Genomic DNA, 14878 nt, shown 5'->3' on the forward strand with positions numbered 1-14878 from the left:
AAAAAGAAATGAGTAAGCAAGAAGCGAGAGATCAAATCGATACAGAGCGTACGCAGCTCAATCTCGATTTAGAAACGGCTAAAATTGATTTAGAACGAAACAAACTAGAAGCCAAATCAATTGCTAAAAAAGAACGTAATTTAGACGTAGCGAGTGATATTAATGGGACGGTGCTAGAAGTAGATAAAGAAGCGGTTAATAACACAAGTGACGTTCAAAAACCGCTTATACATATTGGTAATACCGATGAATACTTAGCTACTGGCGTGCTGTCTGAGTATGATGCATTAAAAATTAAAACCGGTCAAGCTGTTAAAATTACATCAGATGTGCTGCCTGATAAAGAATGGGCAGGGAGCGTCAAACAAATTGACTATCTACCTCAGCAGCAGGCATCAGCAGAAGCGGGCAATGATGCGGCTAATCAATATCCAATTGAAGTAAAAGTAGATGACCAGGATATCACGATGATTAAGCCGGGATTTAAGTTGCTGCTTGAAATTGAAACAAGCAGTAAAAAAGCTTCATCTTTGCCGATAAAAGCAGTTGTAAATGAAGACGGAGAAAAATATGTATATGTAGTGAAAGATAAAAAGGCGGTTCGTAAGGAAGTAAAGATTGGAGAAACAACAAATAAATTTATTGAAATCAAAAGCGGCGTATCTTCTAAAGACAAAGTCATTACAAATCCTACAAAGAACTTAACTGACGGTGCGGAAGTGACTGTTCAATGATTGAGCTTGTGAATATTCATAAAAGTTATCATCTTGGCAAAGAGGAAGTGCCAATTTTAAAAGATATTAATTTGAAGATTTATGACGGTGAATTTGTTGCGATTATGGGACCTTCTGGCTCAGGTAAATCAACGCTAATGAACATTATCGGATGTTTAGACCGTGCGTCTTCAGGGTCCTATTTATTAAATGAACAAGAAATCTCTACTTATAGTGATGAGCAGCTTGCAAAAGTAAGGAATATTCATATCGGTTTTGTTTTTCAGCAATTTCAGCTGTTGCCGCGTTTAACAGCGGTAGAAAACGTAGAGCTTCCAATGGTATACGCCGGTGTAACGCGTAAGGAAAGACGAGCCAGAGCAGAAGCTGCGCTTGAAAAAGTAGGGCTGAGTGAGCGGATGAAACATTTACCGAGCGAGTTATCAGGAGGGCAAAAGCAGCGTGTTGCTATTGCTCGTTCTATTGTTAATAATCCGACGCTTATTTTAGCGGATGAACCGACAGGAGCTCTAGATACAAAAACAAGTGCTGATATTATGGAACAATTTTCTAAACTTAATGCAGATGGCACAACAGTGGTAGTCATTACCCATGAACCTGAAGTGGCAGAATACACATCGCGTACAGTTATCGTTCGTGACGGTAAAGTGCTAAGTCATAGCGATAAGGAGAACGATAGCTTATGAGTTTGATAGAAAATATTCGTATGGCTCTCTCTTCGGTTCTTGCTCATAAAATGCGCTCTATTTTGACGATGCTTGGTATTATCATTGGCGTAGCGGCTGTTATTATCGTTGTAGCCATTGGTCAAGGCGGAGAACAAATGATTAAGTCGGAAATAACAGGAGCAAGCAATACAGTTGATGTATACTATCAGCCTCCTGAAGACGAGATGCAAGCTGATGACCTTTCAATGACGGGTGAGCCCATCTTTACAGAGGATGATATTAAAGCTCTTTCGACTATTCCCGGAGTGAAGAATGTGGTGGCTTCTAGCTCAATGGGAATGGGGATAAGATATAGAGACAAGGAATCTGATACGACTGTTAATGCTATTAACGAAGGATATATTGAAGTTAATCAGCTGGAAGTTTCAAAAGGAAGAATGTTAGACAGCTCTGACTTTTTATCAGGTAATCGAGTAGGTGTTATCACAAGCGATATGAAAAAAGAGCTATTTGATAAGAAAGAAGCTCTTGGGCAAGTAGTATGGGTTCAAGGACAGCCTATCAAAATTATTGGTGTCACAAAAAAGGCAACGGGCTTTTTAGCATTTGAAATACCGACCATTTATATTCCGAATAATACGTATAAATCAAGCTTCGGTAAGCTCGATTACACCAACCTTAGTGTTCAAGCAAAAAGCTCTGATCAACTAAAAAAAGTAGGCAATGACGCAACGGATTTGTTAAATAATTTGCATGATGCGGAAGATGCTTACCAAGTGCAGAACTTAGAAGAAATAGCAGATAGCATTGGAAATGTAACGCGAATTATGACAACGATTATTGGATCGATTGCAGGCATTTCCCTGCTTGTTGGCGGGATTGGCGTTATGAACATTATGCTGGTTTCTGTAACGGAACGTACAAGAGAAATTGGTATTCGTAAAGCGTTGGGAGCATCTAAAAGACAAATTCTAACTCAGTTTTTGATTGAATCCATTACCCTCACGTTAATTGGTGGTTTGCTTGGAATTGGCCTCGGCGCGGGCGGTGCAGCTCTTGTTTCGTTATTTGCTGGCTGGCCGTCATTAATTTCGTGGCAAGTAGTACTTGGAGGAGTGTTGTTTTCCATGACGATTGGCATTGTATTCGGCATGCTTCCTGCAAACAAAGCGGCAAAGCTAGATCCAATCGAAGCATTAAGATATGAATAAAGACATGCGTTCGCATGTCTTTATTTCAATTTAACGAGAACCAAGAAGATTTCTCGTTTTTCTTATTTATTACTTACTAGGACTGATGCGGGCTACGTTAATAATATCATGTATTTTTTCTACCAAATCGAGCATGAGAAATCCGTTTCCTTCAGAGCTTTTTCGATATCCTAGAGGAAGCGTCCTTTTTACAAGTTGAGCATAGATTTCAGCTTCAATTAAAGACCGGCCAAATTCCTTCTCACATAAGTTAATCAATAGAGCTAAAGCTCCAGCCACGTGGGGAGTTGCCATTGAAGTTCCTGAAAGAGTAGCATATTTACCTTCTAAAAAAGTAGAGATGATGTTAACTCCGGGTGCGACTAAGTCTACTTCTTCATTGACATTGGTAAAAGGAGCTAAACTTAAGCTGCTGTCTACAGCTCCTACTTGAATGACTTCGTTATAACTTCCCGGATATGAATATTCAAAGGTTTCTTCACGGTCATCACCTTCATTTCCAGCTGCAACAACAACAGAAACGTCTTTATTCACAGCGTTTTGAACAGCTTCATGAAGTTCTGGAACGTCCTGTGGTCCGCCGAGTGACATGGAAATAACTCGTGCTCGTTCATTGTTAGGGCCCCGCCATTCGACGGCGTAGTTAATAGCGTCAATAATCCATTCGTAATTTCCGGATCCTTCACTGGTAAGTACTTTTAAGCTGAGAATTTTTGCTTTGGGTGCCACTCCTACTACCCCTTCATTGTTGAGCGCAGCAGCAATGGTACCAGACACGTGAGTACCGTGCCCATTATTATCTTCAAATACAGAAGAATCTCCGTTATGATCCGAAGTGAAGTTTCTTCCTCCGATAATACAATCTTTTAAGTCAGGATGATTTGTGTCAACACCAGTGTCGATAACTGCAATTACAATGCCTTCTCCTTGATTGCTTTGTTCCCAAATAGCAGGTGCTTGAATTAAGCTTACTCCTTTAGGCGTTTCGTTTGTTGAGTCGATAATCGACTCAATTGTATAAGGAATTAATTTGACTTGTAACGGTTGTTGAGTCATAGTCATCCTCCTTAAAATGAATTCCATAAAAATGGAAGTTACTTAATTATAAATTCCCAACTATTGCTATAAATTAAACGCTTTTCATGCGAATCCTTTCTTTTTGAATAAAAAGACTCACAAAAGATATGAGAAGAGGAAAAAAGACCCTAAAGACAAGCCCGATAGAGATTTTTAATGTTATCTGTGTATTCACTTTTAATGTTTATCTCACACTATAGAAGAAAGAAACTCCAAGAAAAATCACATAGGACTGGTGACTTTTGATATAATTACGAACGGTATGACATTCTCAAAATACATGATATTTATAAATATACATCAATTTGCAAATTACGAAGGGGCTGAGGATAGTGTCAACTTTAACGTCTCAATCCGTCATTAAATGCGGAAAGTATGAACTTAATTATGCAGACCGTACGCTTATTATGGGGATTTTAAACGTAAACCCGGATTCATTTTCAGATGGCGGAAAATACTACGATGTAGATAAAGCGGTTGCTCATGCTGAGGAAATGGTGAAGCAAGGAGCAGACATCATTGATATCGGGGGAGAATCAACTCGTCCTGGTTATACAAGAATTAGCGATGAAGAAGAGATTAAACGGATTGTGCCTGTTATTTCTGAAGTGGCTAAGCGCGTAGAGGTGCCGATTTCTGTAGATACATACAAGTCGGAAGTGGCCAAGCATGCGCTAAAAGCAGGAGCACATATTATTAACGATATATGGGGCGCAAAGGCTGATCCCAAAATGGCTCAAGTTGCAGCTGACTATAATGTTCCTATTATTTTAATGCATAACCGTCATGAGCCCAATTATACAAATCTGATTACAGATATGATAAGTGATTTGGAAGAAAGCATATCAATTGCAAAAGCTGCAGGAGTTCGAGATGATCAAATTATTTTAGATCCAGGCATTGGCTTTGGAAAAACGGCTGCGCATAATGTAGAAGCGATTCAGCATCTAGATCAGCTGACAAAGATGGGCTATCCTGTCCTGCTTGCTACTTCTCGTAAAGGATTTATTGGGCAAATAGTCGATGCTCCTCCTACGGAAAGAATGGAAGGAACTGCAGCTACTGTATATGCAGGGATTGCACAAGGCGTTCAAATGGTTCGAGTTCATGACGTATTAGAAATCAAGCGCTTTGTAAAGATGGCAGATGTACTGGTAGGAAAACATTTATTTAAGTTTTAATAATCATTTAAGCAGACGCGTAAGCGCTGCTTTTTTATTTTCCTTGATTTCTCCAGATTGAATACATGCCTTTAGATAAATTTAAGTAATATGAAGTTTGTAAAAATGGAGGGTGAAAATGAGAGCGGTAACGTATTAAGGGCCTAATCAGGTAAAAGCAGCAGAAGTAGAAGATGCGAAGTTAGAGAAGAAAGATGACATTGTCATTAAAATAACGTCAACGGCTATTTGTGGTTCTGATCTGCATTTATATCAAGGAAGCATGCCATTGCCTCACGGTTATATTATTGGTCATGAACCAATGGGGATTGTGGAAGAAGTAGGACCGGATGTTACAAAAGTAAAAAAAGAGATCGCGTTATTATTCCGTTTAACGTAGCATGCGGACAGTGTGCGTACTGTAAGGATGATTTAACGAGCCAATGTGATAATTCTAATCCATATTACGATTCTGGCGGCTATTTTGGTTATACTGAAAAGTTTGGAAATCATCCAGGAGGTCAAGCCGAATATTTAAAAGTGCCATTTGGAAATTTTACACCATTTGTCATTCCGGTTATGCCGAAATTGTATGATCAAATTGTAAAAGGAGAATTCGATCCAAAAGAAATTATTACTCATAAAGTCGCTTTAGAAGACGCAGCTGATGCCTACAAAATCTTTAATGATCATCAAGATAACTGCATTAAAGTCATTTTAAAACCTTAAAATGCCATTTCTATTAGGTGAAGATTCCTGAGCAGTGAAGCTCGGGAATTTTTTATGTATGTAAAGTGGTGGAGGAAAATAATGCACGATTGGATGGTTGATTTTACATAATTTAGCTTTATGATAGAAAGAGAAGATATAACGCTTTCATATTCTGATTAAATCGTGCTGCTTAAAATGAAATAAATAACATCATGGTATTCAGTCTTATTCAATCACCGAAATATGGAGGAGAGAATGAATGAAATTAGCATTGCTTCTTGTCATTATTATCGGCGTTGCTGCCCTTGCAGGTACGATCAGTGCTGCAAAGAAAGTAGATGAAGATTACGGAAAATCTAAAAAGAAAAGTATAGTGAATTTATCTATTATTTACGGAGTCGTATTCATAGGATCAATCGTAGGAGTAGCGTGGTATATTGCAGTGAGACCATAAATAAAACGAACACTTCCGTGTTCGTTTTATTTTGATTTTAACGTTAATTCTCCGCTTGAAACAGCTACATCAATAGGATATTTTCCATTTCCATGCTTTCCTTTTAATACATCTTCTGTTACGGTTGCATTGCTTAACTTAAAGTCATTGTTTATATCACCGCTGCTTACTTTTCCATTCACTTTAAAACCAGCGCTTTTCGGAAGAACCAGCACGGCATCTCCAGATCCTACATCTACAGAAACGGCCTCTTCTAGCTTTTTAAAATCCATATAAAGATCACCAGATCCAATGCGCGCCTGAAGTTTTCCTTTATAGTTTGTTCCTTTAATTTCCCCAGAGCCTACAGCAAATTTAGCCGTTTGGCTTTCAACATCACTCAGCTGTAAATCTCCAGAATTGACATCCGTGCGAAGAGAGGTGCTAATCAAGTTTGAAATACTTGCATTTCCAGAACCTACTTTAATCGAAACATCTTTCAGCTGAAGCGCTTGCTCAGGCTGTGCAGCAACTTGAAGGTCCCCAGAACCTACCGTAAGCGCAAGGTTGTGGTGATAATCTCTAGGAATGTAGATTGTCACTTTTGTGTTTGAAAAAATAGAAAGCCATTGAAAAGGACTTTTTTGATAAGTGATGACTAGGGTGTCTCCATTTTGCTTTACATCTACTTTTCCTTTCCCTTCTACTTTTGTTTTAATATCTTGACGATCTTGCGGCACGACAGTTGTACTAATGCTTGGAGAGTCAATTTGAATATGCTGAATATCACTTGATAACGCTGCTTCAGACTTGGACGTCTTGAATGAACTTAACGACCAAGAGGAAGGTGCAAACGCAGTAGAAAAGAGGACTGCCGTACCACCTATCACTAAAATAAAAGCCAATATTTTTTTCACGTTATAACCCGCTTTCTACCTAAATTAAATTTGTTTTCCTCTACCATAAAGTGTAAATTGAAAAGCGGTTAATTTCAACGAACAGCAGGATTATTTTTTTCTACGTCTCAAGTCGTAAAAACGAAACATTTTTTTGAGGAATTAAATGAAAAGCGAAGTAGATATTTAAACATACTCATCAAAGAATCAATTTCTTTGCTTCAAAAATAGGAAAATAATTGAGTTAAAAGAACGACTAAATTCACTTTTTTTGTGTGATTTTGGGATAAGTAGTTCAAAAGAAGTGATAAATAAATAGAATTTTCATACCAATTTTATTATTCCGAAAAACTTTTAAAGTGTTGATTATTAAAAAAATAAAGGGTAGAATTTGTTCATATCAATTGAATACAGCTAAGATTACGATCTTGTATATTATCAGTAATATGGTCTGATAGTCTCTACCTAGTAACCGTAAAAAACTAGACTACAAGAAAGTTTGGATATAAGCAGCAAAAAGAAGGGCGTATTATCATAGATACAGCCTTCTTTCAAAGCTCTTACTTTTCATACTTTCTGTTATTGTCAGAATTTATGAAAAGTAAGAGCTTTTTTTGGTTTTCAAATACACACCTGGGAGTGGCTTGCATGTACTTTTTATTAAATTTATTAGGCGTTTTTGTAGTAATGGGTGTCGTCTTCTTATGTTCTCCTAAAAAGAAAGAAATAAAGTGGCGTCCTATTGCTTCACTGTTGGTCGTTGAAGTGCTCATTACTTGGTTTATGTTAGGAACTTCAATCGGAACATGGATCATTAATAAAATTGCTTCGTTCTTTACTTGGCTAATTTCCTGTGCTAACGATGGAATTGCTTTTGCGTTCCCATCCGTAATGGGAAATGAAACGGTTGACTTTTTCTTCAGTGCATTACTGCCTATCATCTTTGTCGTGACATTTTTTGATATTTTATCTTACTTTGGTATTTTAACGTGGATTATCGATAAAGTAGGCTGGGTCATTTCGAAAGTTTCTCGTTTGCCTAAATTAGAAAGCTTTTTCGCTATTCAAATGATGTTTTTAGGAAACACGGAAGCATTGGCTGTTATTCGTAATCAACTTTCTGTGTTAAAAGACAACCGTTTGCTTACGTTTGGAATTATGAGTATGAGCAGTATTAGCGGGTCTATTATCGGTGCTTATTTAACGATGGTTCCCGCTACGTACGTGTTTACAGCAATTCCACTGAACTGTTTAAACGCGCTTATTTTAGTGAGCTTATTGAATCCAGTTCATGTTACAAAAGAAGAAGATATGATTTACGTACCGCCAAAGTCGGAGAAAAAAGACTTTTTCTCTACCATTTCAAACAGTATGTTAGTCGGAATGAACATGGTAATTGTTATTTTAGCGATGGTTATTGGATATGTAGCTCTTACATCTGCGCTTAACGGTATTTTAGGCGTTATCGTAGACGGCTTGACTGTACAAAAGATTTTCTCTTATATCTTTAGTCCATTCGCATTCTTACTAGGGCTCACGGGGCATGATGCAATGTACGTAGCTCAGCTGATGGGTATCAAGCTAGCAACAAATGAATTCGTCGCGATGATGGATTTGAAGAAAAATCTAGATACACTTCCACCGCATACGATTGCAGTTGCTACAACATTCTTAACATCTTTTGCTAACTTCAGTACGGTGGGTATGATTTATGGAACGTATAATTCTACGTTATCAGAAGGTAAATCAACGATTATTGGAAAAAACGTATGGAAACTGCTTGTGAGCGGTATCGCTGTTTCATTATTAAGTGCTATGATTGTTGGATTGTTTGTTTGGTAAAAAGTGTGAAAAAGCTGTGCTTTCGTCTTCGAAAGCACAGCTTTTTTCTTGTTGCATCCTCTATTCATTTGAAGAAAAGCGGTTATGAATATCAACAGTAAAAGAAAATTACACTATTCAAGAAAAATTCATTTTACTTTTGCAGAAAAACATTTTAAATCTAGTGAGCATTATGTTAAGATTACAAAAGGCTGTTTCATTTAAATTGAGAACACCGCATAAATATGTAAGTAAATATGCATAGAAAACAAAGGTTTATTAATTTTTTTCTAGGTAATATCTCGTAATAAATAGGTTGAAAGGAAATGTCGTTAATATGATAGAAGGACAACAGCAAACAAATGAATTAAAAAAGACGATGAAAAGCAGACATTTGTTTATGATTTCGCTCGGCGGGGTTATCGGTACCGGTTTCTTTTTAGGAACAGGATACACGATTAGCCAAGCAGGAGCGATTGGAGCTATCCTTTCGTTTATCGTAGGTGGCTTCATTATGTACTTAACAATGCTTTGCTTGGGGGAACTTGCAGTAGCAATGCCAGTTTCCGGTTCGTTTCAGACATATACAACAAAATTTATTGGCCCTGGTGTTGGTTTCGCTTTTGGATGGTTATATTGGTTGGGCTGGGCTGTAACGGTTGCATTAGAATTTTTGTCAGCAGGTCAGCTCATGCAAAGATGGTTTCCTGATTCTCCTGTATGGATCTGGTGTGCTATATTTGCACTTTTATTATTCTCATTAAATGCACTGTCAGCTAAAGCGTTTGGTGAAGCGGAGTTTTGGTTTGCCAGCATTAAAGTGTTAGCTATTATTTTATTTATCGTGCTTGGTGGAGCTGCTATGTTTGGTTTTCTTCCATTAAGTAATGGAGACAGCGCACCGCTTTTCTCTAATTATACGGCTCACGGCGTGTTTCCTCACGGAATTAGTGCCGTGTTGATTACCATGATTACAGTTAATTTTTCATTCCAAGGCACGGAGCTTATTGGTGTAGCGGCTGGGGAAAGTGAAAACCCAGACAAGACTGTACCAAGAGCAATTAAACAAACGGTATGGAGAACACTTGTATTTTTTGTACTAGCTGTAGCTGTCTTAGCGGGTATGATTCCGCTTGAAAAAGCAGGCGTAGTTGAGAGTCCGTTTGTTGTTGTATTTGACCAAATTGGTATTCCATATGCAGCAGATATTATGAACTTTGTTATCCTAACGGCACTGTTATCTGTAGCTAACTCAGGTCTTTATGCAGCAACGCGTATGCTGTATTCATTGTCAAAAGATAACATGGCAAGTTCAGCTTTCATGAAAGTAAATAAACGCGGTGTGCCGATGAATGCCCTGCTTTTAACATTAGGCATTGCGCTTTTATCTTTACTTTCAGGATTCTTTGCTCAAGAAACAGTATTTGTATGGCTCATTTCTGCAGCGGGTTTAGGTGCACAAATCGGCTGGATTACGATTGCTGCATCACTGCTTGCATTTAGAAAAAGATATATCAATCAAGGAGGGCAAATCGAGGATTTAAAATTTAAAGTCCCTCTTTACCCGGTATTACCTTTAATCGCATTAGTATTAAATACAATCGTATTGGGAAGCATGGCATTTGATGCAGAACAGCGAATGGCACTGTATGTTGGTATTCCACTAGCGCTGCTGTTTTATGCTTATTATCATGCACGTGTAAAAAAGAAAGTTGATTTATCTATCAGCCGTCAAGAAGTGCAGCTTAAAGACGACAAAAAAGTAATTTTATAAAAATCAAAAGACGCAAAAGCCCAGGTTTTTGCGTCTTTTTTTATTGTTTATTTGTAAACTTAAAATAAAATTAAGTTGACAAATAAAAAGAAATTATTGCAAACTTAAAGCAACGAAAAGAGAAAGGAGGGTGAATATGAAACCGAAAACAATGGCGTATGTTTCCTTATTTGCAGCTTTAACGGCGATTGGTGCATTTATAAAAATTCCTATTCCCTACATACCGTTTACTCTTCAAATTGTTCCTGTTTATTTAGCCGGTGCGCTGTTAGGTCCGCGTTTAGGCTTGTATAGTCAGCTATGCTACATAGGTATTGGTTTAATCGGTGTTCCGGTTTTTGCAGAAGGAGGAGGTTTAGGGTATATCTTCAAACCAACGTTTGGCTATTTAATTGGCTATGCTGCAGGTTCATTTATGAACGGCTATCTTATTCAAAAATATGACTTAAAGAAACCTTTTTCTATCTTTTTAGCTAATTTATCTACGTTAGCTATTGTGTACGCAGTCGGCTGCTTCTGGCTTTACGGAGCAATGAAATGGATAATTGAAAAGCCTCTTTCACTGAGTGATACACTTCTTTTTGGAGCTGTTTTGCCAATGCCTGGAGATCTTTTATTGTGTATTTTATGTTCAGTGCTGATTCACCGAATGCAGCCTCAATTTAGTCGTTTGTCATCAAAGCGGGTTAAAGCAGGGTAACTAAGACATAGAAAAAAAGGAGAAAAAAGAAAATGGGCAAAGCGTATTTTATTACGGGAACTGGAACAGATATTGGAAAAACCCTGGTTACAAGTATTTTGTATAAAGTACTTGGTCGTCTAGGAATAAAAACGACAATTTGCAAACCATTTCAAACCGGCTACCAAGACGAAATTGGAGGTTATCCGGATATTCACTGGTTTGAAACAAGGCTCGGAGTAGCAGATACGGGTATTTATCAGTTAAAGCCGGAGACGTCTCCTCATTTGGCTATTGCACTGAGCAACAAGCAAGTAGAGCCTTCAATCGTCTTAAAACGCATTAATGAATTAAAAAAGAAATTTGATGTAGTGCTCGTGGAAGGAGCGGGAGGTCTTGCCGTACCTTTAATTGAGGAGGAAACAACATTCTATATGACAAAAGATTTGATCATAGATGCACAAATGCCGGTTATTGCTGTTGGAACAACGGGGTTAGGAGCCATTCACGACGCGCTTTCTACCTTTTCATATGCAAGTGAGCATCACCTTAAAATCAACGGACTCATTTTTAATCGTTTTAATCACAGCAGTATCATTCATAATGATAATGTTCGAACGATTGAAAAGCTGCTTCAAATATCATCTTTAATGACCGTTCCAGTATTCACACATATCGATGAAGAGTTAGATGCATATATTGAGAAAATGATGAGGCAAAAAAGTGTTATTCAACATATTCAGGAGGTGTTTGACTGTGCCGTATCAAAAAGCTGAGCTGGAGAAATGGGATAAAGAATATGTATGGCATCCGTTTACACAAATGAAAGCTTACCGTCAATCGAATCCTCTTATTATTGAAAGAGGAGAAGGAAGCTATTTATATGATGTAGAGGGAAACAAATATTTAGATGGATACGCTTCTCTATGGGTGAACGTGCATGGACATAATGATCCGGAATTAAATACAGCTTTACATATACAAGTGGAAAAATTAGCGCATTCTACGCTGCTTGGATCCGCAAACGTTCCATCCATTTTGTTAGCCAAAAAGCTAGCGGAAATTACTCCTGACAGCTTATCGAAAGTCTTCTACTCTGATACAGGCTCCGCCGCTGTCGAAATTGCGTTGAAAATTGCCTATCAATATTGGCAAAATCTCGACTCTGTAAAGTACAAAAACAAAAGTAAATTTATCTCATTGAATGAGGCATATCACGGAGATACAATTGGGGCAGTCAGTGTGGGAGGCATGGATTTATTTCATCGCATCTTTAAGCCTTTGCTGTTTGAACGAATTCCCACACCTTCTCCTTATACTTACCGTATGGAAGGATTCGAAACGGAAGAGCAAGCTTCAGCTTACTGTATTCACCAGCTAGAGAAGCTCTTGCAGAACAAAGGAGAAGAAGTAGCCGGTTTGATTATTGAACCGCTTGTGCAAGGAGCAGCGGGTATTATTACACATCCTCCTGGTTTTTTAAAACAAGTAGAGCGTTTGTGTAAAGCGTATGGGGTATTGCTGATTTGTGACGAAGTAGCCGTTGGATTTGGACGAACAGGAACGCTGTTTGCATGTGAGCAAGAAGATGTTGTACCGGATATTATGTGTGTAGGAAAAGGGATAACAGGAGGGTATATGCCGCTTGCTGCTACGTTAACAACCGAACAGATATTTAATGCTTTTTTAGCTCATCCAGATGAAAATAAAACCTTCTTTCATGGACATACGTATACGGGAAATCAATTAGCCTGTGCAGTAGCGCTTAGAAATATTGAACTGATAGAAGAAAGAGAGTTAATCCGTAGTGTAAAAGAAAAGGCAAAAGTTTTTAAACGTTATCTATTAAAGCTTTATGAACTGCCTAACGTGGGAGACATTAGACAAAGAGGATTAATGGCAGGAATCGAAGTTGTGAAAGACCGCCAAACAAAATCTGTTTTTGAAGATAAAAAAGTGATGGGAGACATTATTTTAGCGGCTCGCCAAAAAGGTTTAATTATTAGAGAACTAGGTCCTGTGGTTACAATGATGCCTATTCTTTCAATGACGGACGAAGAATTAAAAAGAATGGTTGAAATTGTATATGAATCAATTAAAGAAGTAATCGCACGCTATAAAGTGAGCTAAATAAAAAGAGGGTAGGACAAAAGTATTTTATTTAATTGAAAGAAGATCCGAACGATGAATCGTTCGGATCTTTTTATGGTTATGATAACGTGAATTTACTCTATTTAGCTGCTTCTAGCGGTTGATTGGAAGGCAAGGCGAAGGCTCCTGCGGGAAAAGCGGAACAGGTGAGAACCCGCAGGAGCGTAAGCGACGAGAAGGCTCAACGGCCGCCCGCGGAAAGCGAAGTCTTGCACGGAAATCAACCGCGGTGTAACAAGCAGTCCAGATCATTTGTCCAATTTGTACGTCTTTAGATGGGATTGGTGTAGTTATGTCTCAATCTCTTCTTTTTTTATCAATAAATATTTTTAATACTTGATAGGCGAAGTGATCGTACATGCTGATTTTCATCTTTTAATAGAAGAGTTTGTTCAAGTAAGTTTAAGTTTTGAATATAACCTTTTACCGTTTGAACAAAACCGTTGTTTTGATAGTTAATAGTTAATAATTTATTTGTTTTTAGCGCTTTTAAAATCATACCTATTTTCTCCCTTCTTATGTCGTAGCTGTCGAAAAACTACAAAATAACGAAGAAGCATTGGAGGCTTGTATTATTTATAAAAATTACTCTATTTTTTATAAATGCTCTCCTGCTACTAATAGTAGAGGGTGATGGTGAAAAATAGATGAAAGATAAAGGATAAGGTTTGATTTATTGTAATGAACTGACTTTTCCTTTACAAATCCCTATTTCAAATTTCTTTTTAGTGATAAAATACTGTTATTGAAATAACTACTTCTCTTCATTAAAGGGTAAGAACGGGTTATATTGATAGAGTTTTAGTTCTCTATTTCTAGTAATGAAATAAGAGATAGAGAAATAGACTAATAAAAATCAATCAAGGAGTTTTTTTATGGATCAGAGTTTTATTTTAAATCTTTTAGAAATTTTACTGATTAACATTGTACTGAGTGGCGATAACGCAGTCGTGATTGCTTTAGCTTGTAGGAATCTTCCGGACGAGCATCGAAACAAAGCGGTTGTTTTCGGTACATTAGGAGCGGTTGTATTACGTGTAGGGCTAACGTTTGTCGCTGTATATTTATTAACAATCCCATTTTTAAATTTCATCGGAGGCCTGCTTCTTCTATGGATTGCGATTAGTCTTTTAAAAGGTGAAGATGACGGAGATATTAAAGCGAATTCAACTCTAGCAGGTGCTATTAAAACAATTATTATAGCGGATCTTGTTATGAGTTTAGATAACGTAGTAGCGGTTGCGGGTGCGGCTAACGGCAATATTCTACTCATTATCCTTGGTCTTGTTATCAGCATTCCGTTAATCATTTGGGGAAGTCAGCTTTTAATGAAAATCATGGAAAAATTCCCGATTATCATCATTGCCGGAGCAGCGCTTCTTGGCTATACTGCTGGTGAAATGATTTTTAAAGACAAAGCGGTGGGACATGTATTAGAAGGATTAAATCCGCATTTGCATATGATTGTTCCTATTTTGTTAGCTATTTTAGTTGTTGTTGTTGGGAAACTTAGCGGACGTTCTAAAAAAGAAACGCATTAATCCTAAAAAAGAGGTTGGGACA

At 37.6% G+C, this 14878-nt stretch carries 15 protein-coding genes, 1 pseudogene and 1 riboswitch; of the genes and pseudogenes, 13 read left to right on the top strand and 3 right to left on the bottom strand.

The genetic code is table 11. The annotated features are described in order from the left end of the window. Positions 1-8 precede the first annotated feature (8 nt). Genes JNUCC25_RS04205 through JNUCC25_RS04215 form a run of 3 tightly spaced genes read left to right on the top strand, consistent with a single transcriptional unit; the run spans position 9 to position 2613 of the window. The gene (locus tag JNUCC25_RS04205) at positions 9-734 is read left to right on the top strand and encodes an efflux RND transporter periplasmic adaptor subunit (protein ID WP_310335146.1); all 726 of its coding nucleotides are present in this window, start codon (positions 9-11) and stop codon (positions 732-734) included. Further along, positions 731-1420: an ABC transporter ATP-binding protein gene (locus JNUCC25_RS04210; protein ID WP_029324827.1), complete on the top strand. Its 690-nt coding sequence runs from the start codon at positions 731-733 to the stop codon at positions 1418-1420. The genes JNUCC25_RS04205 and JNUCC25_RS04210 overlap by 4 nt, the downstream gene beginning before the upstream one ends. Further along, positions 1417-2613, top strand: coding sequence for an ABC transporter permease (locus tag JNUCC25_RS04215; protein ID WP_016763129.1), 1197 nt, complete (start codon positions 1417-1419; stop codon positions 2611-2613). Before JNUCC25_RS04210 ends, JNUCC25_RS04215 begins: the two co-directional genes overlap by 4 nt. Positions 2614-2682: 69 nt before the next feature. On the opposite strand, the gene JNUCC25_RS04220 is transcribed toward JNUCC25_RS04215, so the two are convergent. Further along, positions 2683-3669 carry a S8 family peptidase gene (locus JNUCC25_RS04220; protein ID WP_013055529.1) on the bottom strand — a complete coding sequence of 329 codons (987 nt, stop codon included), beginning with the start codon at positions 3667-3669 and terminating at the stop codon, positions 2683-2685. 353 nt (positions 3670-4022) lie between these two features. Here JNUCC25_RS04220 and folP point away from each other — a divergent pair, with 353 nt between their 5' ends. The 3 genes and pseudogenes from folP to JNUCC25_RS04235 all read left to right on the top strand — a co-directional run bounded on the left by folP (position 4023) and on the right by JNUCC25_RS04235 (position 6015). Continuing rightward, on the top strand, positions 4023-4871 hold the full coding sequence (gene folP / locus JNUCC25_RS04225) for a dihydropteroate synthase (RefSeq protein ID WP_078081492.1): 849 nt from the start codon (positions 4023-4025) through the stop codon (positions 4869-4871). A 118-nt stretch (positions 4872-4989) separates the two neighbouring features. Next, positions 4990-5450, top strand: a pseudogene (locus tag JNUCC25_RS04230) (alcohol dehydrogenase catalytic domain-containing protein); the annotation flags it as partial. Positions 5451-5820: 370 nt separating this feature from the next. Beyond that, positions 5821-6015: a hypothetical protein gene (locus tag JNUCC25_RS04235; protein ID WP_013055532.1), complete on the top strand. Its 195-nt coding sequence runs from the start codon at positions 5821-5823 to the stop codon at positions 6013-6015. Between the two features lie 26 nt (positions 6016-6041). Here JNUCC25_RS04235 and liaG read toward each other — a convergent pair whose 3' ends face one another. After that, positions 6042-6911, bottom strand: coding sequence for a LiaG family protein (liaG, locus tag JNUCC25_RS04240; RefSeq protein ID WP_029324831.1), 870 nt, complete (start codon positions 6909-6911; stop codon positions 6042-6044). A 387-nt stretch (positions 6912-7298) separates the two neighbouring features. Beyond that, a riboswitch (purine riboswitch) is annotated at positions 7299-7400 on the top strand. Positions 7401-7538: 138 nt separating this feature from the next. On the opposite strand from liaG, the gene JNUCC25_RS04245 reads away from it, so the two are divergent. The 6 genes from JNUCC25_RS04245 to JNUCC25_RS04270 all read left to right on the top strand — a co-directional run bounded on the left by JNUCC25_RS04245 (position 7539) and on the right by JNUCC25_RS04270 (position 13550). Continuing rightward, positions 7539-8732 (top strand): NupC/NupG family nucleoside CNT transporter, encoded by a 1194-nt coding sequence (locus tag JNUCC25_RS04245; RefSeq protein WP_013055534.1) that lies wholly within the window; start codon positions 7539-7541, stop codon positions 8730-8732. A gap of 316 nt (positions 8733-9048) precedes the next feature. Further along, the gene (locus JNUCC25_RS04250; protein ID WP_013055535.1) at positions 9049-10485 is read left to right on the top strand and encodes an amino acid permease; all 1437 of its coding nucleotides are present in this window, start codon (positions 9049-9051) and stop codon (positions 10483-10485) included. 136 nt (positions 10486-10621) lie between these two features. Then, complete coding sequence (locus JNUCC25_RS04255) at positions 10622-11185, top strand: biotin transporter BioY (protein ID WP_013055536.1); 564 nt, start codon at positions 10622-10624, stop codon at positions 11183-11185. Positions 11186-11217: 32 nt separating this feature from the next. Further along, positions 11218-11940 carry a dethiobiotin synthase gene (gene bioD, locus JNUCC25_RS04260; RefSeq protein ID WP_013055537.1) on the top strand — a complete coding sequence of 241 codons (723 nt, stop codon included), beginning with the start codon at positions 11218-11220 and terminating at the stop codon, positions 11938-11940. Next, on the top strand, positions 11921-13294 hold the full coding sequence (gene bioA / locus JNUCC25_RS04265; protein WP_013055538.1) for an adenosylmethionine--8-amino-7-oxononanoate transaminase: 1374 nt from the start codon (positions 11921-11923) through the stop codon (positions 13292-13294). Before bioD ends, bioA begins: the two co-directional genes overlap by 20 nt. A 121-nt stretch (positions 13295-13415) precedes the next feature. Then, the gene (locus tag JNUCC25_RS04270; RefSeq protein WP_255286047.1) at positions 13416-13550 is read left to right on the top strand and encodes a hypothetical protein; all 135 of its coding nucleotides are present in this window, start codon (positions 13416-13418) and stop codon (positions 13548-13550) included. Between the two features lie 81 nt (positions 13551-13631). Here JNUCC25_RS04270 and JNUCC25_RS04275 read toward each other — a convergent pair whose 3' ends face one another. Further along, positions 13632-13814 (bottom strand): YolD-like family protein, encoded by a 183-nt coding sequence (locus JNUCC25_RS04275; RefSeq protein WP_013081858.1) that lies wholly within the window; start codon positions 13812-13814, stop codon positions 13632-13634. A gap of 376 nt (positions 13815-14190) precedes the next feature. Between JNUCC25_RS04275 and JNUCC25_RS04280 the strand changes: the two genes are divergently transcribed. After that, positions 14191-14856, top strand: coding sequence for a TerC family protein (locus tag JNUCC25_RS04280; protein ID WP_013055539.1), 666 nt, complete (start codon positions 14191-14193; stop codon positions 14854-14856). Positions 14857-14878 lie beyond the last annotated feature (22 nt).

The organism is Priestia sp. JNUCC 25 (genome assembly GCF_053667915.1).

Excerpts from the sequence above, each read along its gene's own strand:
- bioD (WP_013055537.1), top strand. The coding sequence starts at position 11,218 with ATGGGCAAAGCGTATTTTATTACGGGAACTGGAACAGATATTGGAAAA.
- JNUCC25_RS04210 (WP_029324827.1), top strand. The coding sequence starts at position 731 with ATGATTGAGCTTGTGAATATTCATAAAAGTTATCATCTTGGCAAAGAG.
- JNUCC25_RS04245 (WP_013055534.1), top strand. The coding sequence starts at position 7,539 with ATGTACTTTTTATTAAATTTATTAGGCGTTTTTGTAGTAATGGGTGTC.
- JNUCC25_RS04255 (WP_013055536.1), top strand. The coding sequence starts at position 10,622 with ATGAAACCGAAAACAATGGCGTATGTTTCCTTATTTGCAGCTTTAACG.
- JNUCC25_RS04220 (WP_013055529.1), bottom strand. The coding sequence starts at position 3,669 with ATGACTCAACAACCGTTACAAGTCAAATTAATTCCTTATACAATTGAG.
- JNUCC25_RS04250 (WP_013055535.1), top strand. The coding sequence starts at position 9,049 with ATGATAGAAGGACAACAGCAAACAAATGAATTAAAAAAGACGATGAAA.
- JNUCC25_RS04275 (WP_013081858.1), bottom strand. The coding sequence starts at position 13,814 with ATGATTTTAAAAGCGCTAAAAACAAATAAATTATTAACTATTAACTAT.
- JNUCC25_RS04205 (WP_310335146.1), top strand. The coding sequence starts at position 9 with ATGAGTAAGCAAGAAGCGAGAGATCAAATCGATACAGAGCGTACGCAG.
- JNUCC25_RS04280 (WP_013055539.1), top strand. The coding sequence starts at position 14,191 with ATGGATCAGAGTTTTATTTTAAATCTTTTAGAAATTTTACTGATTAAC.
- JNUCC25_RS04235 (WP_013055532.1), top strand. The coding sequence starts at position 5,821 with ATGAAATTAGCATTGCTTCTTGTCATTATTATCGGCGTTGCTGCCCTT.
- JNUCC25_RS04215 (WP_016763129.1), top strand. The coding sequence starts at position 1,417 with ATGAGTTTGATAGAAAATATTCGTATGGCTCTCTCTTCGGTTCTTGCT.